The following is a 26,013-nucleotide window of genomic DNA, read 5'->3' on the forward strand; positions in this document are numbered from 1 at the left end:
TCATTAATAAGTCAATTCTTCTCCTTGAGAAGTTAAAATTTTGGGTCCATTTTTCGTAATAGCTAATGTATGTTCAAATTGGCAGCTGATACCACCATCTAAAGTGTAAGCCGTCCAACCGTTTGGATCCATCTTCATGCGCCAAGTACCTGTATTGACCATCGGTTCGATCGTGATGACCATTCCTTCTTTCAAGCGTAAGCCTTTACCCGCTTCACCGTAATGAGGAATAACTGGACTTTCATGAATCGTCGGACCAATACCATGACCTACAAAATCTCTGACAACTGACAAGTTTTCGCTTTCAACATATGTTTGAATTGCATGCCCGATATCACCAATACGATTCCCAACTTGCGCTTGCTCGATTCCAAGATACAAGGCTTTTCTGGTCACTTCCATCAAATGATCCAATTCAGGTGTTGATTCGCCTACAACATAAGCCCAACAAGAATCTGATACTGCTCCTTTCAAATCGATACACATATCGACTTTGATCAAATCACCGTCCTTTAACGGCTTTTTCCGAGGAAAACCATGACAAATTTCATCATTGATACTGCAGCATGTTGCGTATTTATAATCTTCAAAACCAATTTGAGCGGCAATCCCGCCATGGCTTTCAATAAAGTCCCTTACAAATACTTCAATATCCCAGCTTGTAACACCTGGTTTGATAAACGTACGTAAATGACGATGAACATCCGCTAATAATTCTCCTGACTCATCCATCATTTCGATTTCTCTTGGTGATTTTAGTGTAATCATTTAATAGTGTCCTCCTAAAATTTAAAAGCACAGTGGGCCTATCTAATCTTTTAGAAAAGTAGGGATATATATTTGTGACGCTTTTTATCACAGCCATATTTTATCCTTTTTCATAGAGACTAACCCGCGGAGCTAGATAATCTTCATATAAGAGTATTTTATCATAATTTGTGAAAATTTCACTGAAAAGTAGTTGTTAAAAATAGATTTCATTTATTTTTCTAGTAGTTAGCTCCCAGAAACATTGTCATATAAGCAACTTCTTGTCTTTCCTTCTTCATTTTGTAATTTACACAACCTTCATTCTTCTGATATAATCAAAGTTGTATTATTTAAAGGAGGAACACTTAATGACCTTAGCTAAAATCGTTTATGCAAGCATGACTGGAAATACAGAAGAAATCGCGGATATTGTTGCTGAAGCCCTTGAGAATTTAAATATTGAAGTCGAAATCAACGAATGTACACAGGTTGATCCTGAAGACTTTGAAGATGCAGACATCTGTGTTGTCGCAACGTACACATATGGTGATGGCGAATTACCTGATGAAATCGTAGATTTTTATGAAGAATTACAAGAAATCGATTTATCTGGAAAAACGTATGGTGTTTGTGGCTCTGGTGATACTTTTTACGATGAATTTTGTAAATCTGTGGATGACTTTGATGCTGTTTTTACAAAAATCGGTGCTACCAAAGGAGCGGATAGTGTAAAAGTCGATCTAGCTGCTGAAGAAGAAGATATTCAAAAGCTTGAAGCCTTTGCTAAAAAACTAGCAGAAGCTGTAAAATAATCATTGGCAAAAGAGGAGGGTGTCATAAAACTCGTTGAGTTTTATGACACCCTCCTCTTTTAATTGAATTTAAATATCGATATCGATTGGTTCGTCACGCTCTAATATCTGATCGATTGCTTCTTTCATCAAATGTTCAATTTGTTGATCACTTGGATGAATGATGCCAGAAGTCATCAATGCCGCAATGCCAGTTGCAACGATCCAAGTTCCCATATGAAGAGAATTGATTTCCGTATCACTCAACTTCTCATAATCTGGATCTTTTTTAACAGCATTGGAAAAATAACTATACGAAAACTCCTGCATTCTTTTTCCGCCGCCATATTCTTCTAAGTATAACGCACGGTATAATTTACTTTCGTTTTTAGCAAAATGAATATAGTTTAACGCTAAATCCACAATAGTATTTCCCGTATGGGTCACCGGAAATACTTCTTTTGCTAAATATTGATGAATCTTTTCAAATAATTCTTCTTTCAAATCATCCATATTTTTGAATTCTAAATAAATAGGTTGTGTTGAGCATTTCATTTTGGTTGCAATGTTACGTGCGGTGAATTTCGAAAAGCCTTCAGTGGCCACTACTTCGTATGCAGCATTTAAAATCTGATCTTTAGTAATTGTTTTTTTTCTTGCCATAATCTTTCAATCCCCTCTACCTATCCTTTACAACGCTTCCATATAAATACTACAGTTATTGTAACACGATTTGTTTATTCTGCAAAATACTAGTCCTCCGATTTATATTATTTTATTTGTTTGATTATACGGGACTTTCAAGAGACTTTTTTCAGAATTAAATAAGAAGATAAAGCCGTTTGATTGTTTGAGTTCAGGGGCTTTACGTGTTATGATATTGTCGATTACACGAACGAAATACTAGGAGGCTATTCTATGACATTATCAAATTTTAATGAAACATTAAAAAAATATGCCAGACTCATTGTTGAGACAGGGGTCAATGTTCAAAAAGGACATAGCATTGTTTTACAAATTAGTGTTGATCAGGCACCTTTGGCACGATTGATTACCGAAGAAGCATATAAATTAGGTGCTGGTGAAGTAATTGTTCAATGGACTGACGATATCATTCAGCGTGAATTTTTATTACATGCCGACGAAACATACTTGGAAAACATTCCACAACATAAAATAGATCAAACTGATGACTGGATCAATAAAGGTGCCAGCCGAATCAGCGTTGTTTCATCCAACCCTGATGCTTTAGCTGGTGTGGATCCGGACCGTGTAGCTACCTTCCAATCAGCTTCTGGCAAAGCCTTAGTTAATTTAAGAAAAGCTACACAATCGAACAAAGTCAGCTGGACAGTTGTAGCTGCGGCTGGTAAAGAATGGGCAGCTAAAGTGTTTCCAGACTTAAAGGATAGTGAACAGCAAGTTGACGCTCTTTGGGATGAAATCTTTAAAACAACTCGTGTTTATGAAGCAGATCCAGTTGCTGCGTGGGAAGCTCATGACAATAAATTAGCTACAAAAGCAGATGAACTAAATAAAGAACAATTTAAAGCGTTACACTATACAGCACCAGGTACAGACTTAGTGATCGGTTTACCAAAAAATCATTTATGGGAAGGTGCCGGCAGCGATAATGCGCGTGGAGAAAAATTCATGGCGAACATGCCGACTGAAGAAGTTTTTACAGCTCCTGACAGCCGACGCGTTGATGGTGTTGTTTCTAGCACAAAACCATTAAGTTATGCTGGAACAACTATTTCTGGTATGAAGTTTACTTTTAAAGATGGAAAAGTAATCGATTTTTCAGCAGAACAAGGAGAAGAAGTACTAGCTAAGTTACTTGAAACAGACGAAGGTGCTCGTCATTTAGGAGAAGTTGCATTAGTTCCTGATCCATCACCAATTTCTCAGTCAGGAATCATTTTCTACAATACTTTATTTGACGAAAATGCTTCAAATCATTTAGCCTTTGGTTCTGCTTATGCATTTAATCTACAAGGTGGAACTGAAATGAGCGAAGCGGAATTAAAAGACGCTGGTCTAAACCGCAGTCATACTCATGTTGATTTCATGGTTGGATCAGATCAAATGGATATTGATGGCATTAGAGAAGACGGCACACGCGTTCCAATCTTCCGTAATGGTGATTGGGCTTAAAATGAAAAGAACGTGCTGATTAAATAAATCAGCGCGTTTTTTTAGAGAGAAGACCTACGATTATGAACTATCCTAAACAACTAGTTGAAGCAGTTAAACAAAAAATGAACGGACATAATTTAGAAGGATTTCTTTCTGGTAGAGGACCTAAAAATGCAGTTTTGATGCTTATAGGAGAAGCCCCCGGAGGAACTGAAATCAAAACAAAAATTCCTTTTAGCGGCAGATCAGGCAAAAAGTTGGATGGTTGGTTAGCACAATCAGGTTTATGCCGGGAAGATATTTATATTACAAGCACGGTTAGAAGTCGACCTTTTAGTATCAAAAAAGAACTCAATAAAAAAACTGGATTCTTTGAAACAAAATATCCTAATCGAGCACCGAATAAAACAGAAGTATTAGCTTATGCGCCCTTATTGGATTACGAGATACAAATGGTTCAGCCAAAAATTCTTGTACCAATGGGTAATACTGGCTTAAAACGTTTATTGGGGAAAAATTATACAATCTCAATGTGTCATGGGCAACTGCTCCACTCACCGATTCTGATGTATTCAAATGAACAAGAACAACTTATTAAGACAAATAATACCTATACATTATTTCCAATGTACCATCCTGCAGCTATTTTTTATAATCAAAAGCTTGAAACTATCATTGAATCTGATTGGTCAACTCTAGCCGCATTTATTAAGCAATATAATTAAAAGAACTGCAACTGATCTCTATTAAAAGATCAGTTGCAGTTCTTTTTAGTTATTAATATGGATAATAAAATTCAACAGTATATCCAACTTTTTTAAGATTTTTTCTTAATTCATATGTTTGATAAGCGATTGTTTTACGGTTTGCATCATACAATTCTTTATCCGCAAATTTCACGACTGAGTTAGAATCTTTGAAAAGTTTTAACCCATTATCTAAATATTTATTTGGAATGCCTAGTTTTTTAGGATCTAATTCACCAGCTACTTTAGTATTATCTCTATATGAAGTTTTAGCTGAGAAATCAATTGTAAAGTAGTTTTTCTTCGGAACAAGTTTTACTTCAATTGCTTCTAAACGATAAGCATATCTTGACGTTCCGGAAGGGATTCCACCTTTTTCCCAGCCCATCCAGCCGAAATTCTGTGCATGAACACGATAAAAGACATCATATCTTTTTCCTAATTCACCTGTCAATTTTATTCTTATTGCTTCCAACCGTTTTGCTTGACCAGAAGTTCCTGATACTTGACCATTTTTCTTCCAACCTTGCCAACCGATATTTTGAATATGTGTACTGTACTGAATCTCACCACTATACGGCGAATTTTTCACTTTCAATTCAATCGCTTCTAATCTTTTGGCTTGACCAGAAGTTCCCGCTACTTGACCATTGCTCTTCCAACCTTGCCAGCCAATATTTTGTACATGTGTGCGGTAAGTAACTGTCGGCGCTCCAGCAGCACGCTCATTTTGCGCAAATGGTTCTACTATCTCCGAATCCTCTGCTTGTAATGCATCATTTGTTTTTAGTTCCCCAAAAGGAACAACTGAAACCTCTTCTTCAGCTGCATTTCCAGTGGTTGCTCCAACAACAAAAGACAACGACAAACTTAACAACAATAAACTAACCTTTTTCATTTTCTCACTATCCTTTCTTTGTAACATAATAATTATATAATATATAGCTCTTACATTACAATAGTCATTTTAAAAAAAGAGTATCTAATTTCTACATCCCACACCTCTAAGTAATTTATATATAACTTTTAGTACGATATTGTCAAATGGCGGATAAAATCAAGTTTTTATTCGCTATATCTGTTAATCTCTCTTTATAAAAAAATGAAGACAGTAATGAAAACATCTTACTATAATTTCATTTTTCGTCTTAGACAGTATGGTATTCACAGCGATCCGTATAGATATGCACTCTAAGTACAAATAACACTATTCCCTGTATCAATTTCCAGTACTAACTCATCATTTACAAACTAAATTGCTCAAATTGGTGAAAACTAACACTGGCATGAAATACTTATAATCATTTTTGGTACAAATGAAAAAACACCTATCAAATCAACGTTTGAAAGGTGTTTTTTACGTTCCCGACTGGAATCGAACCAGCGACCTATCGCTTAGGAGGCGATTGCTCTATCCTACTGAGCTACGAGAACAGTTCATTGTTTATTTTAGAAGTCTTTTCAGTCAGTGTCAATGAAAATTAAAAAGAAAGTGATGCTGATTTAAAATCAGCATCACTTGCTCTATAACTTTTTATTTACTATTATTTTTTTTGCCTTTCAGCATTTTGACTAAATAAAGCCCACCTACAACAATAGCTAATGTTTTGCCGATTTTACCGTTTCTTGCAACTTTTTCTTCTTTGGTTTTACTCATGCTCTTCACTGCCTTTCATTTTCAGACTTCTATAAGTTTCTATATTATTTATTATAAAGATTTTAACTAAGTTCTGCTAATCATTTGCTTATACATAATGGGCTCATAGAATCTTACTAATGTTAAAAATAAAGGATATACATAGGACTAAGTGACTAATTCACTTAACCCATCTTTTAAAAATAATCTGCTAAAACTGGACTCCCTTTGACTAAGCGCGCATCTAATGACTGGATTAGCTGCGTATTGCCTGTAATTTTCTCATAAAAACTCAATTCGCTACCAGTACGATAACCCATAAAAAGCTGAGTCAACGCTTGGATCGAACTTACAATCAACGCTTCATCTCTTATTTCTTCTGGAACTTGGTCAAACTTCGTTACAATACTTTCTCCTGTTTCGTTTACTTCTAATTTCCATATCCCGTTATTCCATGGACCATACTCATCTTCAACTTTAAGATAATAAACTTCTTTAATTCCAGGCGTAAAAGGATACTTATCCAAAAAATTGTTCAAATCAACAATTCTTGCCATCATAAATGGCGTGATCTCCATCTCTATTAACGGAGATGGAATTAAATAACTTAAATTTTTGCCATCAAATCCTGTTTCTAAACGAAATTCTCGTGATGAGCCATTATGAGAACCGATAAAACGGATGATAGACTGAAACGCCTGATTGGTTAAAAATCCCCATTCTTTAATGACAAAAGACTCTGCACTAGATTGGTAAATCAAGTATCCTTGTGCCTTTCCCAATTCATCTTCATATAGGGCAAACTGGTACTCTTGATTCATTCCAACCTTATAGTCCCACCACCAAGGTTCCCTGATTACCCCACCTCTTTGATGATTCGAAGAAACAGAATAGATCATTTGACAAACATCTTTTGCCTCTTCATAATTTACACGTTTCATCAAGCCAGGTTGAGATTTGACGTTTGGCCAATTGGCTGCTTTGATTGTATAGTTAATTTGTTCAAATAATTGTTCGAACCCATATTTTCTATAGAAAGGATACGAAAATGGTGCTAAGTAAGAAAGTTCAACTTTATTTTCTGCTAATTCTGCCAGTAATTGTTTCATAATAGCGGAAATACCGCCTTTCCCGCGATATTCAGGATAAGATGAAACACAGCCGATTCCAGCCATTTGATAATTTACACCATGAAACGCGACGGTAAATGGTGTAGAAATAATCTGACTTGCTAAGTTATCCTCATAAAAGAAACCATAATTCCAAGAATGTTTTACAATCTTTTTAAAACGCTCTTTTCGTTTCTCTGTACTTTCTGAATTGAATGCATACACAGCTAATTGGAACATCTCTTCCACTTGTTCTTCATTCATTCTTTTGACTCCACTCATTTCACTCACTCCTTGTCTCTCATAATTAAGGATAACGCAAATTTGGTATAGTTTAAACATATTTGACTTTTTTATAGTTTAACAATCGATCTATGTATATATGAAAATTTTCTAGAAAAACGGTTTAACATCCCTTAGTACTCTAGTATGTTTTGCTGCACTTTAATCAAAGAAAAGCGCAAAGAGAGTGCCTCTCGACACTCTCTTAATAAGATTCTTCTATCATCTGCAGCATTTTACGAAACTGACGTTTTTTAAAATACATTAAAATCGTTCCTAAGACCGCATCATTTATTTTTTGTAAAAATCCGAATGATTCCATCTTCTCTGTATAATGAATCTCACAAGATTTATCATCGATCGGTACAATTTCGTAGCCTACCGAAAAATTATTTTTAGTTGTTGATGTTTGGAAATGATAAGATGAGTTGTCGACGATTTTCTCAACTTTGATTTTTGCTCGGCTGTTTTTAGAAAATGATTTTACATATTCAAAATTGTTCAATTGTTTTTTTGTTAAACTTTTTCCAGTGTGCTTGCGAATATCAAAAAGAACAGAATCAATCACTTTTTCATAAAAGTAAGGCGCTGGAATATTCAATTTTTTTGTAATTTCCATTATTTTTTCACCTCGTTATGTTGTTTCTTTGCTTTAGATTCTTCAATCTTTCTCCCTTTAAAAAAGAAATAACCGCCAACAACTACTAAGAAAATCCCTGTTGTCATGCTTAACAAATCATATTTCATTGAAGCAGGATTTACTGTATATAAAATTATTATGAAGCCAATACTGCACATAAATAAGCCGTTTCTAACCATCTTTCATCCATCCAATCTATTTTTTAAACTGCAGCTGCTTGGAAGAACAAGACACCGCCCCAAGGTTGTGCTTTGATTATTTCTTTTGCTTTTTTAGCTGCTTCTTCTTTGTCTCCAGTTACGTCAAACGCTAATTTGATGCCTTTTTTTTCTTTAAACGTGTAAGTGAAATCGCCACCGTCATAGCTTTCTAATAATTTTTTGATTTCTTCTTGTTGCATTGCACTCGCAATTGTGATCATTTTATTCTCTCCTTAACAATAAAGCAGTTACTTTCACCTCTAAAGAGGTGAAAGTAACAGACTATTTAGTTTTATTTTATTCGAAATCAGTTGGTTCCATTCTGTTTGCCGCAATAACAAACGGTGTCCAGATAAGGAATGTGACAACCATACATACAATTGTTACGATTGGTGCTCTCCAGTCAGCTCCTGTTGCCAAGAATGATAGCAAGATTGGAGGAACAACCCATGTTACTTGTTGTGAAACTGGCGCTACTAATCCGAAGTAAGTTGCTAACCATCCGATTGTTGTTGCAACTACTGGTGCAACTAAGAATGGTACAAACATAATTGCATTTAACACGATTGGTAAACCAAACATGATTGGTTCGTTAATATTGAAGATACCAGGTCCTAATGATAATTTACCAACAGTTAGGTAATCTGCACGTTTAGAGAATAGTAAGATTGCAACGATCAAGACGATCGTACCACCTGATCCACCAAACCATGCAAATGCATCAAATGAACCACGAACCCACATATAAGCTTTTCCATCATCAATGGCTTTCAAGACAGCTGGTGTACCAGTCAATCCTTTGTAGCCTTTTTGGAAAATGTCGATATTGATTAATTGTGCTTGTCCCCAGATACCTTCTAAAACTGGTGCCAATACGTTTGGACCATGGATACCGAAGAACCAGAAAATTTGAACGAAAATCGTTACGATCAATACAGCACCTAAACCTTGAGATAGTCCCAAGAATGGTTCTGCAATATATTTTTGAACTAAATCGATGATCAATTGTCCGTTCGTTAATTTACCTACTACAAAGTTAATAATTGCAATAACATATAACGCGATCGTTGCAGGTAAAATCGCAGCGAAAGCTTTTGATACTGCTGGCGGAACTGAATCAGGCATTTTAATTGTGATGTTCGCCAACATTAATTTACAGAAAATGATAACAGAAATAGCACCCATGATCATAACTGTGAAGTATGCATTACCATTTAAGTGATCTAGTTTCAACCAACCCCAACCGCCTGCTGTTAAGCCTTCAGCTGTTGCTGACCAACCACTTGTTGCTGAGTTTTCATTGATTGTATTCATTAGTTCTTTAGGAACTGCTGTTTCTAATGTATTAGAATAAGCAAATGCGATTCCTTGAATCAATGTTGCTAAACCAACGATACCACCCGCTAAGTCATTTACTTTATACGCTCTTGCTAGGTTATAGCCCCAAGAAAAGGCAAAAATCAAACCGGCAATCGCCAAAGTACCGTTCCAAACAAATCCGTTGATTCCAATAATAACATTAATAACTGCAAAGATACCTTTATCTGCAGCAAGGTTTGCTGCATAGTCAGAGAAAAATTGTTGCGGTAAATCACGAATCATCGCATTGATCATTACGGCAATCGATCCTGCCATTGTTGCTGGCATTGTTCCGATAAAAGCGTCACGTAATGCAACTAAGTGTTTTTGCGCACCAATTTTACCGGCCACAGGTAGAATGTACTTCTCCATCCAGGCTGTTAATCCATCCATTTTTTAATTCCTCCTATAAATAATATTTATTTAAAGAGCCATTAAACTCTTTAAAACAAAGTAAGTTGTCAAAGTCCCGTTCAAAAAACTTTAACTTCTATTTTCTTCCGTTCAAAAAAGAAAATAGCCCAGATTACTCGTTATCCATCCGACGATATAAATCAATGATTTCTTTTGCTAAATCTGTAAAAGCGATCGAAGTCATTAAATGGTCTTGACTATGAACTGTCAATAACGTCACTTGAATATGATTTCCTTGTGCTTCTTGCGTTAACATTCCTGTTTGAGAATGATGTGCTTGGACTAAAGATTCTTCTGCATCAGCGATTTTTTGATCTGCTAATTCAAAGTCTCCTGCTTTAGCTGCCGCAATCGCTTCCATTGCATCGCTTTTAGCGTTCCCTCCATACATAATCAATCCCATTACTGCTTCTAAATTTTGTTGATCTTCCACGATTTGTAACTCCGTTCATTTTTTATTTTGTCTTCTTATTTGTCCATTAAAGCAATTGCTTGATCTAGAACTTTCTCACCGTTCATCATGCCATAATCTGACATGTTGATTACGTCAAAAGGAATTCCTTTAGGTGCTAATTTTTGCTCAAATTGAGATTTCATGAAACGTACTTGCGGACCTAAAAGTAATACGTTTACATCTTTGGCTTCTAAGTTATTATCTGCATCTGATGCTGATACTGCAAAAATATCTGCTTCCATTCCACGATCTTCTGCTGCTTTTTGCATTTTTGTTACCAATAAACTTGTACTCATTCCTGCTGAACATACTAACATAATTGTTTTTTTAGCCATTTTATTACACTCCTTCTAAATTAGTTGTACTTACACTTTTATATAAAGCAAGAAGCGTGCCAAAAAAATGTATAGACCAAACTCAGTGATTCTGCGGTTTTGGTCTATACATCTTGTGTACACACTAACAGGAATACATTTACACACTAATTAATTGTGTGTGTATTCTGTTGTTGTTTTTATTTTATTTTCTAAAAATAATAGTGTCAAATGTGCAATATCCGACTCAGTAAATGCTATACGGTAGGCTTTTTCTATTACCATTAAATTAGTTCTGGTAACATCCGTTTCTAGGCGATTTTTTTTCATAAATTCAGCAAGGTTATCAAATTCTTTTGATTTCTCACCTTTCAAAATAGCATCTACTAAAAATGCAAGATGGATTACAATACCAGCATCAACACCTGGTTCAACAATAATATGCATATCTGTCTGAATTTGATGTACTGTTTTTTGCAGCATGACAATTAGCTTTTGCAGCGAATCAACTGCGGTGATCGTTCCACCTAATGATTTGACAATCTTTTCAGTTGGAACCTCATCACCTGCAATCCGCTTCAATACGTTTAATTTTTCATCATCAAAGATATCATATGCTGAAAAGAACGGGATATTCTGATATTCAACGTCAACTGTTCCAGCAATTGCTTTGATTTCATATTCTTCCATTAAACTATCGATATGCTTTTTAAACGCTTCACGTTCTAAAAACTGCATTTGAATAATTTCGACTTTGTTTTCATCGATCACAGGTAAAATGCGTTGATATAATTTTGCCGCAACGCCTTCGCCAGTGAAACATGTAACAACCACTGCTTTTTTTACATCCTCACGATTTTGCGGACTACTGCGGAATTGTTCTCTAATGATACTTTCAAACGACATTTGGATGTTTTGATAAATATCTTCTAAACTTCTTCCCACACTTGCCATTCGAATCGCTTCTAACACGATCATCGTGCTAGTCATTGTGATGGCTTTCGTTCGAATCCCAGTTTCTTCAAAAATCAGGTTTCCAAAAGAATTCAATGAACCCATATCCGTTAAAAGCAACATCCCGTTCACAAGTTTTTCACGATGACTCAATACGAAACTTTTTAGTTGTTCGTACATTGTCTGAACTTCCATCGTTAGCGGCATATTCATTGCGACACCAGTTTCTGTTCCAAGCAATTCTTGCGCTGTTTTCAGCATACTTGAAGCAGTTGAATCGCCATGCATCAACACAACAACACCAACGTTATTTTCATGGACTTTTTCTTTACTGCCCACATTGATTGATAAAAACATACTGATAAATCCAATCTCATCAAAAGGAATTTCAATATTGTTCTCTTCTTCAATGATAGCAGATAAATCCATGGCGACTTGAAACTCTTTCTTCATTTTCTTACGAACATTATTTAAATTAGGATGGACTATCACATGTCCTTCTTTCACTCGATCGATCGTACTTTGTAAGTGTAAGGCAAAAGCAAAGCGGGCCTTTTCATTGTATGTGCGCTCTAGTCTTTTTTCTGCGATATCGTATAAACGATCTGTCAGCTTCCAAATTGGTTCTGGCAATAATTCTTTATGCACAGGATTTTGTGTAAGTTCATCTACATAAGTTTGGAAATAAGCATCCATGTCACTAGAAATTAATTGTTCTAAATTGACATTTTCTAGTTCATTCGCTGATAACGTCGCAACTTTTTCTTCAATTTCATTATAGACTTGCATGTCTCGAGCTGGATCTTGTGACCAGACAACTTCATTTGTTCCCGGCTCAAAACTTAGATAATTACTTTTACTATCAACAAAACGATCTAAACGATCAGAAACCTCTTTGATTTTTAATAGGCCTTTTTGCACTTGGAGTGGTAAATCTCTTTTTTGGATCACTAAACTGGATTCATTATGTGTACGATAATGTAGAAAAGATTTTGCGCACACAAGTTTCAAATCTCTTTTAACTTGCCCAATATTTCCTTCTGCATCATAAAGCATAAAAGCCAAAATCGCTTCTCTTTTAATATCGATTCGCTGATTTAAACGGTTTGCTTCTTGCTTGATAAACAAGGAGATAATATCGTAGCGCTCATCAAGTGAACGTGCATCTAAAGATGGCAACGTGATTGCCATCGGAATTCTGCGATTAAAAGTCGTCAAGAAACTCTCAGATGATTCTGTGGTTGCACCAATGATTTGAACAGATGCTTCATATGTTTGACCACTTTCACCGAGTGGACGATAGACTCCTTTATCAATAAAGGTAAATAGCATTTCTTGACCTTCTGGCGGTAAGCGATGGATTTCATCAAGGAATAGAATTCCACCATCTGCTTTCGACATCAAACCTGGACTATCTTCATTGGCGCCAGTATAAGCCCCTTTTTTCACACCAAAAATATGCCCAAATAGTAATTGAGGATTTTGTGCGTAATCCGCACAGTTAAACGAAACAAAAGGAGCATCAGCTGCTAAGGTCTTAGAATCAACTGCAAAATGGTACATACATTCCGCAAACAATGATTTTCCGGTTCCCGTTTCACCAAAAATAATTGTATGTAAGCCACGAGGCGGATATAAAATTGCGGCTTTTGCTTGTTGGATGCTGACTTTTAAAGAATCCTGCGCTCCAACTAAGTTATCAAATGTTACTTCACTAGAATTATCGACATGGACTTTGTCTTCTTCGGTTACAACTGAATAAATGACTGGACGGCCATCGCTTTTAATGATTTTGTGTTCTTTGAACAATTCACTTAAGTAGCGGCTGGCATTGCTTCGATCGATTGCCAGCTCATTTGCGACATCAGCCGCTGTCATACCTTGTTTTTTTGATTCTAAAACTGCTAAAATCTCGTCTTTTCTAGATTTCATGGATAGCCTCCTTAAATCATGACGTTCTTACTTATTATTTATAGCTCAGGTTTAGACGCTTTCCGTCTAGCCCCTTTATTTTTATTGTTTTTTGGGCGGTTTTTAGGCTTTGCTGTCTTTTTGGTTGGTACTTGTTTTTCAGCCTGCTCTTTTTTTGCCGATCCATTTGGACTTCCTGCTTTTTCTTCAGAAGAACTTTTTTCTTTCCTAGTCAGGTGGATTGCGCCATCATAAAGAAAAATTTCCTTTGAAGGAAGCTCTATTTTTTTCATTAATCGTTGATAATCTCTTTTGGTTGCATCGTTCACAAACGTAATGACAGAACCTGCTGCACCCATACGTCCAACACGACCAGCCCGATGAATATAACTTTCTTCGGACAATGGAACTTCAGCATTCACAACAAAAGGAATCGCTTCAAAGTCTAAACCTCTAGCAGCAATATCCGTTGTTAAAAGCATGACTGCTCTTTTTTTAGAAAATTGATCGATCGCTAATTTACGCAGTGTTTTATTTTGATCTGAAGCAAGCCCTACTACTGCTAACCCTTCATAAATCAGTTTTTCTTCGACTGAACCTAAATCAGCAACTTGATTAAAGAAAACCATCGCACGAAAATCAGATGTATACGCTAAGCTTCTTAAAAAATCACTTTTTTTTCTAGGAGAGAGTGCCATAAAATAATGATTCACAACACCACCAGATTGATCTTCATCCATTACATCAATGATTGTCAGCTGATCTGTTAGTTTTTGGGCTTCTTCTACTACTCGATCAGCCGTCGCCGAATAAAAGACTAACTGAAATTCTGTTGGTGCACTAGCTAAAATTTGTTTGGTTAGATTCAGCTCTTTTTCGTGAAACAGCTGATCTACTTCGTCCATTACAACAGTCTGCAGCAAATGACTTTTAATTTTCTTTGTTTTGATCAGTTCCAATACACGCCCAGGTGTTCCAACCAAAATTTCTGGTTTCTTTTTTAACTTTTCGATTTGACGGCCAACATTGGCTCCACCAATCAGACTTTGAGTTTTCAATTGAAGTAATGTCGCCCAATCACGTACAACTTGACTGATTTGCACTGCTAATTCTTGCGAAGGCGCTAAAATCAATAGCTGACTGCCTTGGTCTTTTTCTACATTCAAAAGAAGTGGTAAAACATACGCTAACGTTTTACCTGATCCCGTTGGAGAAATCCCCAAAACATTTTCTTTTTCTTTCAAAGGTTGGAAGCTCTTTTCTTGAATCATCGATGGCTCGCTAAAACCAGAAGCCTGCCAATGTTCTTGCCAATCTTCTGGTAAATTTTTGATAAATGTCATAATAGTCCTTTCCTCATTAAAACAGGTTTTCTTTGTCCGCATCAAACTCGATACCGGCACTTTTTCTTAATGTTGTTACTACTTTATTTACATTGCGTGATAGTTCTACCCATTCTTCATAACGAATTCCCATAGTTGGATCGTTAGGATTTTCAAGTACATCGGCAAAATCATGGGCTTCTTCAATCATTGGATTTTCTTCAGTTGTAAGCTCAATGATATCACGTTCTTGGTGATTGCGATCATGAAATTCGGCTTTAGAAATCGCATTTACACTATCTAAAATCAATGTTCCCCCATCAAAATAAATTTCAGAGTCTAAGAATGAATCTGCGTTTTTTCCAGTCTGCAAGGTTACATCAAACAAGTCATATCTCAAAATTGCCGTACCGATCCCATCAACATCTGTTGGGATTTTTCTTGCAAAATAATGGCTTTCATTCGGCATACCAAACCAACCAACAGCAGCATAGACTAAATAGACACCAAGGTCTGCCATAGCGCCTCCTGAAAAATGTGGCGAAAAAATATTTGGTTCTTGACCATCAAGCACTTGATCATATCGCGAAGAATATTTCATATAGGTAAAGTTTGCACCAATAATTTTATTTTTTAATGGTAATAAATCCCCAATTTTTTTGAAACTTTTCTCATGAATATTGCGGGCTGCTTCAAAAAAGAAGACTTTTTGCTGATTTGCTAGCTCAATGATCTCCTCCATTTCAGCAGGCGTTGAGAAGGCTGGTTTTTCCACAATAATATTTTTTCCTGCCAAAATCCCTTGTTTTGCTTGTTCAAAATGTAGGGAATTAGGTGACGCAATATAAACTGTATCCATATGAGCAATACCGAAAAATGTCTTTAAATCCGTTGCATACTCAACATCGCCGTATTCCTCACCAAATTTTTGAGCAGTTTCCAGCTTTCGTGAATAAACAGCTGTTAAATCATAGCGCTTAGTTTCCAGTGCTGCCTTTACAAATTGATGACTAATCCAGTTTGTTCCAATAATACCTAAGTGAATCATCTTTACCCTCACCTTTCTGAATTTGGATCTTCAAACGTTTTTGCGACATCAAATGGTACTTGATGTTCTATTGCTATTGTATCAGGAGTGATAGAACAATTGTAAGCAATCACACTTAGACCTTGTTTTTGTCCTGATACAATCATTTGCGCTAAAGCTGGCTGCATGTTTGTATGGATCGTCGCTACTTTTACATTCTCAAATTGGACAACAAACAGCACATAGCTTTGATAGCCTTCTTTCATCGCTTCGATCAACTCAGTGACATGCTTCAAGCCGCGTAATGTTGGAGCATCTGGAAAGGCACCTAAGGTATGATTTTCTAAGGTCATTCCTTTCACTTCTACAAACGCTTTATTGCCAGTATCTGTCTCTACTAATATATCGAATTGTGACTGGGCAAAACGTTTTTCTCTTTTTACCGAGACGATGTTCCCTTTTAATTCTGGCAAAATGATCGTACCATCTTGAATGGCTTGAGCAGCTAGTGCATTAGGAACTTGGCTATCGATATTAAACCAAGCAGTTCCTTTCTTGACTGCAATCAAATCATAATCTGTCTTTCTCTTTGGTGAAGGTTGATAAGATAACGCAACCTCCACTTCTGGGAAAAATAGTTCTTTACATCTACCAGTATTTTTTACGTGAACCGTTACCATTTCACCTGTTTCTTGCAAACGGCACTGGGCAATAAAGCGGTTTGGTCTATCAATAAAATGTGCGATATGCACGTTAGGATATGTAATCATTGTAACACCCTTTCTTCAAAACAATACCATATTTTGAATGAAAAAGCATCGTCAAACTTTTCAGACAAAACCGCTCATGTTTAAAGGGTTTTTGAATCGACAACGCTACTCCAATGTAACAATCATTACGACTTCATTAAGTTTTTTTATAAGAAGAGATTTTCGAATAGTTTGTTTTTTAATTTCGTGCTATGATTGTTTTAGAGGAGAATGATAGTATGAAAAAACATTGGTCATTATTTTTAGGTGCATCGCTTATTACAGGTATTGCTGGCTCATTATTCTTGAAAAAGAAACAAGCGAATCAGCAGCCTGATTCAGATATTCCTAATTTATATAAAAGTTATTTAGGTAGTTGGTGGTTTGTCAATAAACAAAAAGCCACACAACATACGTTGAAGATCGAAGATGATCTTCAGATTATTATTGATGGTAAAGAATTACGCTATATGCTAGTTGAATTAACAAACAAACGACTAGTTGCTCAAGATGAGTATGGCTATCATTTAATTATTCAATGTCTAAATGATAAACCCGCTTCCTTATATGATGAAGCCGACGATGCCACTTATGTTTTGGAAGCAACTGATTCTTTAGAGTGCCCAACAGAACAGTAAAAGAAGCGATTCCCCATAATGCGCTTATGCGGGACGCTTCTTTTTATTTTCAGTTATTTTAAAGTTCATCGATTTGTTTGCGTTCTTTCGTTTTACTTAATTTTCCTTCTCGTTTCATCAATTCCATTTTGATTTCTTCTAAAGTGACACCTTGCTCAACTAATAGCACTAACATATGATAAATTAAATCAGAAGTTTCGGCGATTAATTCTGCTTGATCATTTTTAGCTGCAATGATTACCTCCGTCGCTTCTTCTCCGACTTTCTTTAGAATTTTATCTAGCCCTTGGTCGAATAAATAATTGGTATATGAACCTTCTTTAGGAACTTTTTTACGTTCTAGTATTTCTTGGTAAAGTGTATCAAGCATATTTATGACCTCCTTTTATTAGATAATCACATTGAAAAAACAACTATGCTTACCGGTATGACAAGCAGGTCCTGTTTGTTCAACTGTAATAAGCAATGTGTCATGATCACAATCTGTTACGATATTTTTCACTTGTTGGGTATTACCACTTGTTTCTCCTTTATTCCACAATTGTTGACGAGATCGTGAGTAAAACCAAGTAGTCCCTGTTTCAAGCGTTTTTTCATAGCTTTCCTCGTTCATGTAAGCAAGCATCAACACTTCTTTCGTTTTTGCTTCGATTATAATTGCTGGTAACAAGCCTTTAGTAAAATCTGGTTTCATTTGCGAACCTCCATTCCATTTAGCGTTAGTATTTCTTTTAATTCGGGAATGCTTACCTCTCCATAATGAAAAATACTTGCGGCCAAAGCTGCCGATACGTTGGTTTGTTCAAATACGTCCACAATATCCGCCGCACTACCACAGCCGCCTGAAGCAATCACAGGAACATTTACAGCTGTACAAATTGCTTGATTTAGCGCAAGATCATACCCTTCTTTGGTTCCATCGGCATCCATACTAGTCAATAAAATCTCACCTGCTCCTAGATCAACAGCTTTTTTAGCCCACTCTATCGCGTCTAACCCTGTATCTTCACGACCTCCTTTGACAAACACATGCCACGAATCCTCCATTCGCTTCGCATCGATTGCCACAACGATACATTGAGACCCCAATTTTTCTGCACCTGCTTTAATCAATTCTGGTTGATTGATTGCCGCTGAATTGAGGGAAATTTTATCTGCTCCTGCTTGCAACATTTTTTTCATATCTGACACAGTACGAATGCCGCCGCCAACCGTTAAAGGAATAAATACTTCTGCCGCTGTTCGTTCGACCACTTCAATCATCGTCTCACGGTCATCACTAGTAGCCGTGATATCCAAGAAAACCAGCTCATCGGCTCCTTGCTCATTGTATGCTCGAGCAATGGCTACTGGATCACCGACATCTTGTAACCCAACGAAATTGACTCCCTTGACCACTCGACCATCTGTTACATCTAGGCAAGGAATAATACGTTTAGTCAACATTTGCCTCAACCTCCAACATATCTGCCAAAGTGATATCACCATTATAAAAGGCTTTTCCGACGATTGCGCCATACAGCCCTAACTCAGCTAACTTCATTAAATCCTCTTTACTGCTAACACCACCTGAAGCAATGATTTGCACATCTGGTACAACCTTTAATAACATAGCGTAATCTTCAAATGTCGGTCCTGTTAAAGTGCCATCCTTAGAGATATCTGTATAAATGATTGTTTTGACACCTAGTTTCGCCATCGTTTTAGCCATTTGTAGATAATCAGTTTCACTAACATCCAACCAACCGCTGATAGCAACTTTACCGTTTTTGGCATCGATCCCTACTGCAATTTTATCCCCATATTTTTTAACAGCTTCTTGAACTAATTCTGGATCTCTTAAGGCTGCTGAACCAATAATGATTCGGTCGATACCAAGCGCCACATAGTCATCAATTTGAGCCAGCGTGCGAATGCCGCCACCAACTTCAATGTTCAATCCAGTTGCTTTTTTCATTTGCTCGATCAACGATGCATTCGCTGCTTTTCCCATCAAAGCACCATCTAGATCAACAACATGCATCATTTGAATCCCAGCTTCTTTAAATTCTTCTGCTTGAGCCACTGGATTATGGTTCACAATCGTTTTTTGTAGAAAATCACCTTGAACTAATCGGACTGCTTTTCCTTCTCTAATATCAATCGCTGGTATAACATGCATGTTCCACTACCTCCTTAAACCCTCTTAAAATCATCAAACCTGCTTCACTACTTTTTTCAGGATGAAACTGCGTGCCGTATACATTTCCCTTAGAAATCATCGCTGGAACTTTAATGGAATATTGTGCTAAAGCATCGATCACATCAGGTTCACAATCCGCATAATAAGAATGGACAAAATAAACATACTGCCCGTTCACTTCTTTTGTTAATAACATTTCATTGGTCACTATTAGCTGATTCCAGCCCATATGAGGAACAGGTAAATCTGGATCGTCCGGCAATTTTTCGCAAAGCCCTTCGATCAATCCTAATCCTTCTGTAAAACCATTTTCCATACTTCCTTCTAAAAGCAACTGCATTCCTAAGCAAACACCTAAAATCGGTGTGCCTTTTTGTGCAACCTCTTTTATCACCTCAACTAATCCACGTTGTTCTAGCTCCTTCATTGCTAAAGAAAACGCACCTACCCCTGGCAAAATCAATCCATCAGCTTTTTGAATGTCATCAGGATCAGCGGAAATTTTATTTTCTAGCCCAACATAATCTAATGCTTTTTGAACATTGCGAGTATTGCCTGTATCGTAATCAATGATAATAATCATTTACAGAATTCCTTTCGTGGAGTTGACCCCTTGAATGGCCGGATTTTCAGTAATTGCTTCCCTTAGCGCTCTCCCTGTCGCCTTAAACAAAGCTTCTATTTTATGGTGGGTATTTTTCCCATGTAAAATGTTTAAATGAAGGTTCATTTGAGTATTAAAAGCAAACGCTTGAAAAAATTCTTCTGTCAATTCTGTATCAAAATCACCAAGTTTTGGATTATCGAACGTTGCGTCAAAAACTAAATACGAGCGCCCACTTAAGTCTAAGGAAGCCATTGCCAAAGACTCATCCATCGGCACAAAACTAGTCCCATAACGATTGATCCCAGACTTATCACCTAAAGCTTCTCGGATACACTGCCCTAACACAATCCCAACATCTTCCACAGTATGATGACTATCTACTTCTAAATCTCCATCGACTTTTACTTCTAAAGAAATCCGACTATGACGGGCAAATAAAATCAGCATATGATCAAAAAATCCAACTCCTGTTTGAATACTGACTGGTTCTTGACGATCTAAATCAAGTTTTAACTCAATTTTTGTTTCTGCAGTTTCTCTAGTTAAAGTAGCAGTTCTCATTTCTTTTCCTCCAGTATAAAAATCTATTTAACCAACTTATTCAAAACGACATTCAACTGCTCTAGCATGTGCTTCTAATCCTTCTTTTCTAGCTAAAAGAGCAATTGCATCTTTGGCTTCTCTTAGTGCTTCTTTTGTATAGTAAGTAACTTGGCTATACTTCACAAAATCATACACTCCTAGCGGTGAATAAAATTTGGCAGTGCCACTTGTCGGCAAGACATGGTTCGTTCCTGAAAAATAATCTCCTACAGGCTCTGATGCATACTCTCCTAAAAAAATCGACCCCGCATTTTTGATTTCATGTAAATAACTGATTGCATCCACCAGCTGTACTTCTAAGTGTTCTGGCGCAATTTCATTCATGATGGTGAACATCGCTTCAAGAGATGAGGCAATAATGATCATCCCATGATTTTGAATTGCTTTTTCGGCAATTTCTTTGCGAGGTAGTGTTTCTAATTGCAGATAGATTTCTTGTTCAACTTGTTTAGCAAGCTCAACTGAATCCGTCACTAATATCGCTCTGGCAAGCGTATCATGTTCTGCTTGGGACAGCAAATCAGCGGCAATATAGGTGGGATTGGCTGCTTCATCTGCTAAAATTCCTATTTCTGATGGACCTGCAATCATATCGATCCCAACCATACCAAAGACTTGTTTTTTTGCCGTAGCCACATAAATATTTCCTGGACCTACGATTTTGTCTACTTTTGGCACAGACTCCGTTCCGTATGCTAGCGCTGCAATGCCTTGTGCTCCGCCAATTTGAAAAATTTGATCCACACCTGCAATTTTTGCCGCTGCTAAAATCACGTCAGAAATCCCCTCAGCGGAAGGGGGCGTAACCATGATGACTTCTTGAACACCTGCGATTTTTGCTGGGAGAACGTTCATTAGTACAGAAGAAGGATAAGCAGCTGTTCCTCCTGGTACATAAACACCTACTCGAGCTAACGGCAACACTAATTGCCCTCGTAAAACGCCTGATTTTTCCATATCCATGAAATCATATTGCTTTTGCTTTTTGTGATAACTTATAATATTTTCTTTAGCAGCTTCTAAGGCTGTAATCACTTCTTTTTCTACTCTTTGGAAACCTAAATCGATTGCCTCCTTTGATATAGATAAGTCTTGCAGTTCAACATGATCGAATTTTTTAGAATATGTTTTTAAGGCTTGATCTCCATTTATGATGACTTGCTGAATGATCTGGCGGACTTGTTCTTCCACTTGTTGATTGTCCTCTTGCGCCAGCTGAACAGTATCATTTAATGCCGTTAAAATCTCCGTGGTCGTTCCAGTTAACCATTTCATGTTATTTTCCTCCTTCTATTACAGATTCCAGTGCGTCAAACAATTGGAATATTGCTTGGCGCTTACGTTTCAACATTGCTTTATTTACGATTAGTCGAGCCGAGATCGAACAAATATCTTCAAAAATTTCTAAGCCATTCTCCCTCAATGTCGTTCCGGTTTCCACAATATCAACAATGGCATCTGCTAATCCCAAAACAGGGGCAATTTCAACTGATCCTTCAATCTTAATGATTTCGACGTCTTCTCCTTTTTTACGGAAATGTTCAGAAGCAACAGTTGGGTATTTGGTTGCAATTCTTTTTCGTTTATAATCATCGGGTTGATAATTTTGGGTAGACGCAACCGAAAATTTACATACTCCAATCTTTAGATCCAGCATTTCATAGTAACCAAATGGATGCTCAATCAATACATCTTTCCCTACAATGCCTAAATCAGCAACACCATGACGTACATAGGTCGTTACGTCAGCAGCCTTTACTAAAAGAAAGGTGATTCGTTGATCTGGACTAGTAAAAATCAACTTTCTTTGCTTGTTCTGCATAAATGAAACATCGATTCCAGCCTGTTCAAATAATGCTAATGTCTGTTTTTCTAAGCGTCCCTTCGTCAAAGCAATAGTCAATTGTGTCAATTTTTAGTCCCCACCTTTATCACCTGTACTTTATCTTCTGTTACCTCAATGACTTGCTGATAATGCCATTTCTCCCCATATTCCAAAGCTTCTTCCAATGTTTCAAACAAGGATAATTGGTAATCAGGATGCTCTTTTACAAGTATTTCTGATTTAGTTATTTGTGCCAAAGAACCATGAACCAATGTTGTCGGCTGATCTAAAGAAGCTAGTTCGCCGATTTGATATTGCAAAGAGACCAATGTATCTAGATTAATCCCTAATCCTACTGCAGGAATCGCCGAATGTCCGAATTGTTCTGCTAAATGATCGTAACGTCCACCTCGTAAGAAAATATCTGGTATCAAATCAGCGTACCCACTAAATAAAACACCTGTGTAATAATCCATCAACGCAACTAAACCTAAATCCACAGTTAAAGAAATCTTTCGATGATGCGTTTCAATAATAGTCATTAATCTTTCTAACTCATCAATGATGGTCATGATGCGTGATTCTTTGGGCAATAATTTTTTAGCAGTTGGTACTACCTCATCTGCTTCTCCGAACAGTCTTGGAATGGCGCAAATAAATTCATCTAACTCACTGGGATGTTTCTCCACAAACCGTTTAAGATCCGTCAGACTTTTATTATTAAAATAGATTTGAAGCTCTGATTTTTCTGCTTCACCCAAATCTAATGACGTTACTATGGCACGAAAAATTTGTGCATGGCCTAATTCAAAATGGAAGTTGGGTATCTTTAGTGCTTCTAAAATTTCGACGGCACAGGTGATACATTCGACTTCCGCTTTTAAAGAAGAATAACCAATCAACTCAATTCCAGCTTGAGTCAACTCATTTCGTTCTCCCAGCATATCATCGTTTGAGCGAAACACTTTACCGCTATAAGAGAGTTTAAGTGGCGGCTGGATTCCAGTCGTTGCAATCACACGTCCAATCGGCATCGTCATATCTGGACGTAATACAAGCAATCGACCTTGATTGTCAAACAAGCGGTAAAATTCTTTTTCATTTTTTTCTTCACTGTAAAATACATCTTCAAACTCGATCACTGGTGTATCGATTCGCTGATACCCTCTTTTGATCACAATATCATTCACTTGTTTTTCTAATTGATACGCCCCATTGGCTTCTCGAAATAACTTGTCTTTCGTTCCAGCCGGCAAATTGCGGTTCCACTTCATTCGGTTCCCTCCTTATTTTAACTATCCATATTGTTGGAATAAAAAAATCGTCCCCTTGGCAAATAAGCCAAGAGGACGAGAAATTTTCACGTGGTCCCACCTCAGATTTGCTTTTACTTCACAGTAAAAACCTCTGTTAGTTAGATAAACTATGGAGTGATAACGGACTCTCCGATTTTTCCTACTCATTTAGAAAACGAAAGAATTTTCGTTAAACTAACTTGTTATTTCAGAAAAACAACTTACAGGCGTGTTCAATGATAGCTCGCTATTTCCTTGCAGCAACCGGAAACTCTCTGAAGCGAATCGATTCACCTACTATTCTGATCATCGTTCTTTCATTTAATTCTCATTTATTTCTAAACAATTTATCACGAATTGCAAATATAGTCAATAGCTTTTACTAAATATTTTACATTGCCCCCTCTTCCTCTTACACTATAGGAATCATTGGTGACCAATTTCAGCTACTCAATCGGCACGCAAAATTCACAATAACCTGCAGCAATTAGTCTTCCAGTATATCTTTCTAAAATGGGACGATTCAAATCAGCAATAATTACCATTTCCTTTTGAAAATTTTGCTGCATAAATTTCTCCCAAAACCGTTGGATTTCTTTTTCCGTATGCTTTATTTTAAAAATTGCATACTTGCCACCTTCAAGCACCGTTTCCTTCATCTCTTCAATAATGTTTTGCTCTGCTGATACCGTAACACAAACATCATAAATACACATTTCTTTTGGAGTATTCAACTCACTCCAAGCAATACCATAAATAATGGTGTCTTCATTAAATAAACTGGCTTCTTTTAGTTTTTCTTTTAAAGTAGCCATCAATTGCTTATTCTCTTCACCATAACATCCGATTCTCCTTAAATAGAAAATTCTTTGAATTGGTATTATTTCAATCTTCATCTTTTATCTTCTCCTTCAATTTATTGAGAGGATATTGATCAATGTCGTTCCCATCCATAGAGTAAATGCTATTAAAATAATTTTCAAGACTTATTTTAAAGCTTTTTTAATTGACTGATTCAAATGTAACACAACACCCCGACATAAAATTATCTGTCGGGGTGTTGTGAAGTATTATTACTCAAAGTGACACTGGAAAATAAATCTCAACTACATTTTTATCAGGAGCCGTAGTATTCGGGTCCGTTTGATAAATTTCAAACGGCGCCCCGTTCATTTTATACCCTTTTTCCTCGATCCATTTCAAAATTTTACTATACACTGAGGACATCTCTGTATATGATCCAACATGAGTCGAAGTTGCGCACAAACTTGTAGGCAACGTTCTCGTTTGTTCATTCTTTTCAGCAATCGGTACTGCTAACTCCATGTCACTACTTTCTGGATTAAAATCGGGACTATGATAAATCGTCAATGGTGGTCCTGTCGGAGTAAACTGTTCTGCTGTAAGACGACCAAATAACTCTCCAATATATTTTCCATATTCTTGTACGTTCATTTGCTTTCTAAGATATAAAATATTCATTTCAGGTACTTCAGTAAGTTTGACTTCGATTGAATTTAAATAAGACATCAGTTTTTTTCCCCTTTCTAATGTAGTTAGATCCTCAACTATTCGATCCAACAACAGAGAGTAATTTTGCATCTTTTGGCTAATTTCTTTTTTCTTCTTGATGATGGTCATTTGCAGTAAGTCTTGATCTTGATCACTCTCAATAACCTGCTTGATTTCCTCCAGTGAAAACATATATTCCTTTAATCGTTTGATTAAAAGAATCGTTTCAAGCTGACTGACATCATAATAACGATACCCACTATTTGCATCTGTAAAAGTCGGATTCAATAAATTGATTTCATCATAATAACGAAGCGTTTTAGGTGAAACTTGTGAAACCTTTGAAAAATCACCAATTGATAACATAATTACCTCCTAATTTAAAAGCGTAATGAGCTCGTTCAACTCGTCTGAAAAATAGGAAAAATTGACTGAGGTGCTCTTTACCTCACTCCATTTTTATCTTTTTTCCGAAGAGTTAGCCCATGCAGCTAGATAACATAAAAGCGTAATGGGCTCGTTCAACTCATCTGAAAAATAGGAAAAATTGACTG

Annotated in this window: 30 protein-coding genes, 1 tRNA gene and 1 other annotated feature; of the genes, 4 read left to right on the forward strand and 27 right to left on the reverse strand. The window is 36.6% G+C overall.

What is annotated here, in order from left to right; genetic code table 11:
• Positions 1 to 3 precede the first annotated feature (3 nt).
• A complete protein-coding gene (gene map, locus AC4BB7_RS13300; RefSeq protein ID WP_490483360.1) occupies positions 4 to 768 on the reverse strand; it encodes a type I methionyl aminopeptidase in 765 nt (254 codons plus the stop codon).
• A gap of 350 nt (positions 769 to 1,118) precedes the next feature.
• Here map and AC4BB7_RS13305 point away from each other — a divergent pair, with 350 nt between their 5' ends.
• The gene (locus AC4BB7_RS13305) at positions 1,119 to 1,562 is read left to right on the forward strand and encodes a flavodoxin (RefSeq protein WP_086313959.1); all 444 of its coding nucleotides are present in this window, start codon (positions 1,119 to 1,121) and stop codon (positions 1,560 to 1,562) included.
• A 69-nt stretch (positions 1,563 to 1,631) separates the two neighbouring features.
• Here AC4BB7_RS13305 and AC4BB7_RS13310 read toward each other — a convergent pair whose 3' ends face one another.
• On the reverse strand, positions 1,632 to 2,204 hold the full coding sequence (locus AC4BB7_RS13310; RefSeq protein WP_086313960.1) for a TetR/AcrR family transcriptional regulator: 573 nt from the start codon (positions 2,202 to 2,204) through the stop codon (positions 1,632 to 1,634).
• A 255-nt stretch (positions 2,205 to 2,459) separates the two neighbouring features.
• On the opposite strand from AC4BB7_RS13310, the gene AC4BB7_RS13315 reads away from it, so the two are divergent.
• Positions 2,460 to 3,698 (forward strand): aminopeptidase, encoded by a 1,239-nt coding sequence (locus tag AC4BB7_RS13315; RefSeq protein ID WP_490483361.1) that lies wholly within the window; start codon positions 2,460 to 2,462, stop codon positions 3,696 to 3,698.
• Between the two features lie 62 nt (positions 3,699 to 3,760).
• Positions 3,761 to 4,405, forward strand: coding sequence for a uracil-DNA glycosylase (locus AC4BB7_RS13320; RefSeq protein WP_490483362.1), 645 nt, complete (start codon positions 3,761 to 3,763; stop codon positions 4,403 to 4,405).
• A 52-nt stretch (positions 4,406 to 4,457) separates the two neighbouring features.
• Here AC4BB7_RS13320 and AC4BB7_RS13325 read toward each other — a convergent pair whose 3' ends face one another.
• The 14 genes from AC4BB7_RS13325 to sfsA all read right to left on the reverse strand — a co-directional run bounded on the left by AC4BB7_RS13325 (position 4,458) and on the right by sfsA (position 16,815).
• Positions 4,458 to 5,324 carry a hypothetical protein gene (locus AC4BB7_RS13325; protein ID WP_490483363.1) on the reverse strand — a complete coding sequence of 289 codons (867 nt, stop codon included), beginning with the start codon at positions 5,322 to 5,324 and terminating at the stop codon, positions 4,458 to 4,460.
• A 462-nt stretch (positions 5,325 to 5,786) separates the two neighbouring features.
• A tRNA-Arg gene (locus AC4BB7_RS13330) sits at positions 5,787 to 5,860 on the reverse strand.
• A 100-nt stretch (positions 5,861 to 5,960) separates the two neighbouring features.
• Positions 5,961 to 6,083, reverse strand: coding sequence for a hypothetical protein (locus AC4BB7_RS13335; RefSeq protein ID WP_086313964.1), 123 nt, complete (start codon positions 6,081 to 6,083; stop codon positions 5,961 to 5,963).
• A gap of 176 nt (positions 6,084 to 6,259) precedes the next feature.
• On the reverse strand, positions 6,260 to 7,453 hold the full coding sequence (locus AC4BB7_RS13340; RefSeq protein ID WP_490483364.1) for a GNAT family N-acetyltransferase: 1,194 nt from the start codon (positions 7,451 to 7,453) through the stop codon (positions 6,260 to 6,262).
• 205 nt (positions 7,454 to 7,658) lie between these two features.
• Positions 7,659 to 8,072 carry a DUF3284 domain-containing protein gene (locus AC4BB7_RS13345; protein ID WP_086313965.1) on the reverse strand — a complete coding sequence of 138 codons (414 nt, stop codon included), beginning with the start codon at positions 8,070 to 8,072 and terminating at the stop codon, positions 7,659 to 7,661.
• Complete coding sequence (locus tag AC4BB7_RS13350; protein WP_086313966.1) at positions 8,072 to 8,272, reverse strand: DUF3188 domain-containing protein; 201 nt, start codon at positions 8,270 to 8,272, stop codon at positions 8,072 to 8,074. The genes AC4BB7_RS13345 and AC4BB7_RS13350 overlap by 1 nt, the downstream gene beginning before the upstream one ends.
• Before the next feature lie 23 nt (positions 8,273 to 8,295).
• Positions 8,296 to 8,514: a hypothetical protein gene (locus tag AC4BB7_RS13355; protein WP_086313967.1), complete on the reverse strand. Its 219-nt coding sequence runs from the start codon at positions 8,512 to 8,514 to the stop codon at positions 8,296 to 8,298.
• Between the two features lie 76 nt (positions 8,515 to 8,590).
• Positions 8,591 to 10,045 carry a PTS sugar transporter subunit IIC gene (locus AC4BB7_RS13360; RefSeq protein ID WP_086313968.1) on the reverse strand — a complete coding sequence of 485 codons (1,455 nt, stop codon included), beginning with the start codon at positions 10,043 to 10,045 and terminating at the stop codon, positions 8,591 to 8,593.
• 133 nt (positions 10,046 to 10,178) lie between these two features.
• Positions 10,179 to 10,499, reverse strand: coding sequence for a PTS lactose/cellobiose transporter subunit IIA (locus AC4BB7_RS13365; RefSeq protein WP_010764086.1), 321 nt, complete (start codon positions 10,497 to 10,499; stop codon positions 10,179 to 10,181).
• A gap of 35 nt (positions 10,500 to 10,534) precedes the next feature.
• On the reverse strand, positions 10,535 to 10,855 hold the full coding sequence (locus AC4BB7_RS13370; RefSeq protein WP_010764085.1) for a PTS sugar transporter subunit IIB: 321 nt from the start codon (positions 10,853 to 10,855) through the stop codon (positions 10,535 to 10,537).
• Between the two features lie 150 nt (positions 10,856 to 11,005).
• Positions 11,006 to 13,720, reverse strand: a complete 2,715-nt coding sequence (locus AC4BB7_RS13375; protein WP_490483365.1) for a sigma-54-dependent transcriptional regulator — start codon at positions 13,718 to 13,720, stop codon at positions 11,006 to 11,008.
• A 38-nt stretch (positions 13,721 to 13,758) separates the two neighbouring features.
• Positions 13,759 to 15,042 (reverse strand): DEAD/DEAH box helicase, encoded by a 1,284-nt coding sequence (locus tag AC4BB7_RS13380; protein WP_490483366.1) that lies wholly within the window; start codon positions 15,040 to 15,042, stop codon positions 13,759 to 13,761.
• Positions 15,043 to 15,058: 16 nt separating this feature from the next.
• Positions 15,059 to 16,069: a Gfo/Idh/MocA family protein gene (locus AC4BB7_RS13385; protein ID WP_086313971.1), complete on the reverse strand. Its 1,011-nt coding sequence runs from the start codon at positions 16,067 to 16,069 to the stop codon at positions 15,059 to 15,061.
• 8 nt (positions 16,070 to 16,077) lie between these two features.
• The gene (gene sfsA, locus AC4BB7_RS13390; protein ID WP_490485154.1) at positions 16,078 to 16,815 is read right to left on the reverse strand and encodes a DNA/RNA nuclease SfsA; all 738 of its coding nucleotides are present in this window, start codon (positions 16,813 to 16,815) and stop codon (positions 16,078 to 16,080) included.
• 221 nt (positions 16,816 to 17,036) lie between these two features.
• Here sfsA and AC4BB7_RS13395 point away from each other — a divergent pair, with 221 nt between their 5' ends.
• Positions 17,037 to 17,435: a DUF4828 domain-containing protein gene (locus AC4BB7_RS13395; protein ID WP_086313973.1), complete on the forward strand. Its 399-nt coding sequence runs from the start codon at positions 17,037 to 17,039 to the stop codon at positions 17,433 to 17,435.
• Positions 17,436 to 17,493: 58 nt separating this feature from the next.
• On the opposite strand, the gene hisE is transcribed toward AC4BB7_RS13395, so the two are convergent.
• The 11 genes from hisE to AC4BB7_RS13450 all read right to left on the reverse strand — a co-directional run bounded on the left by hisE (position 17,494) and on the right by AC4BB7_RS13450 (position 25,825).
• Positions 17,494 to 17,805 carry a phosphoribosyl-ATP diphosphatase gene (hisE, locus tag AC4BB7_RS13400; RefSeq protein WP_490483367.1) on the reverse strand — a complete coding sequence of 104 codons (312 nt, stop codon included), beginning with the start codon at positions 17,803 to 17,805 and terminating at the stop codon, positions 17,494 to 17,496.
• Between the two features lie 18 nt (positions 17,806 to 17,823).
• Positions 17,824 to 18,129, reverse strand: coding sequence for a phosphoribosyl-AMP cyclohydrolase (gene hisI, locus AC4BB7_RS13405; RefSeq protein WP_086313975.1), 306 nt, complete (start codon positions 18,127 to 18,129; stop codon positions 17,824 to 17,826).
• Positions 18,126 to 18,881 (reverse strand): imidazole glycerol phosphate synthase subunit HisF, encoded by a 756-nt coding sequence (gene hisF, locus AC4BB7_RS13410; protein ID WP_490483368.1) that lies wholly within the window; start codon positions 18,879 to 18,881, stop codon positions 18,126 to 18,128. The genes hisI and hisF overlap by 4 nt, the downstream gene beginning before the upstream one ends.
• Entirely contained in the window at positions 18,871 to 19,596 is a 726-nt protein-coding gene (hisA, locus tag AC4BB7_RS13415; RefSeq protein WP_086313977.1) for a 1-(5-phosphoribosyl)-5-[(5-phosphoribosylamino)methylideneamino]imidazole-4-carboxamide isomerase, read from the reverse strand. The genes hisF and hisA overlap by 11 nt, the downstream gene beginning before the upstream one ends.
• Entirely contained in the window at positions 19,574 to 20,200 is a 627-nt protein-coding gene (hisH, locus tag AC4BB7_RS13420; RefSeq protein WP_490483369.1) for an imidazole glycerol phosphate synthase subunit HisH, read from the reverse strand. The genes hisA and hisH overlap by 23 nt, the downstream gene beginning before the upstream one ends.
• Entirely contained in the window at positions 20,201 to 20,785 is a 585-nt protein-coding gene (gene hisB, locus AC4BB7_RS13425) for an imidazoleglycerol-phosphate dehydratase HisB (protein ID WP_086313979.1), read from the reverse strand.
• Positions 20,786 to 20,821: 36 nt separating this feature from the next.
• Complete coding sequence (gene hisD, locus AC4BB7_RS13430) at positions 20,822 to 22,102, reverse strand: histidinol dehydrogenase (protein ID WP_490483370.1); 1,281 nt, start codon at positions 22,100 to 22,102, stop codon at positions 20,822 to 20,824.
• A 1-nt stretch (position 22,103) separates the two neighbouring features.
• Entirely contained in the window at positions 22,104 to 22,739 is a 636-nt protein-coding gene (hisG, locus tag AC4BB7_RS13435) for an ATP phosphoribosyltransferase (RefSeq protein ID WP_490483371.1), read from the reverse strand.
• Positions 22,736 to 23,926, reverse strand: a complete 1,191-nt coding sequence (gene hisZ / locus AC4BB7_RS13440) for an ATP phosphoribosyltransferase regulatory subunit (protein ID WP_490483372.1) — start codon at positions 23,924 to 23,926, stop codon at positions 22,736 to 22,738. The genes hisG and hisZ overlap by 4 nt, the downstream gene beginning before the upstream one ends.
• Positions 23,927 to 23,994: 68 nt before the next feature.
• Positions 23,995 to 24,266, reverse strand: a binding site (T-box leader).
• A gap of 127 nt (positions 24,267 to 24,393) precedes the next feature.
• Positions 24,394 to 24,843 carry a GyrI-like domain-containing protein gene (locus tag AC4BB7_RS13445; RefSeq protein WP_490483373.1) on the reverse strand — a complete coding sequence of 150 codons (450 nt, stop codon included), beginning with the start codon at positions 24,841 to 24,843 and terminating at the stop codon, positions 24,394 to 24,396.
• A gap of 181 nt (positions 24,844 to 25,024) precedes the next feature.
• Entirely contained in the window at positions 25,025 to 25,825 is an 801-nt protein-coding gene (locus AC4BB7_RS13450; protein WP_086313984.1) for a MerR family transcriptional regulator, read from the reverse strand.
• Positions 25,826 to 26,013 lie beyond the last annotated feature (188 nt).

It is taken from the genome of Enterococcus sp. AAFC-DPL-5182 (assembly GCF_058216605.1).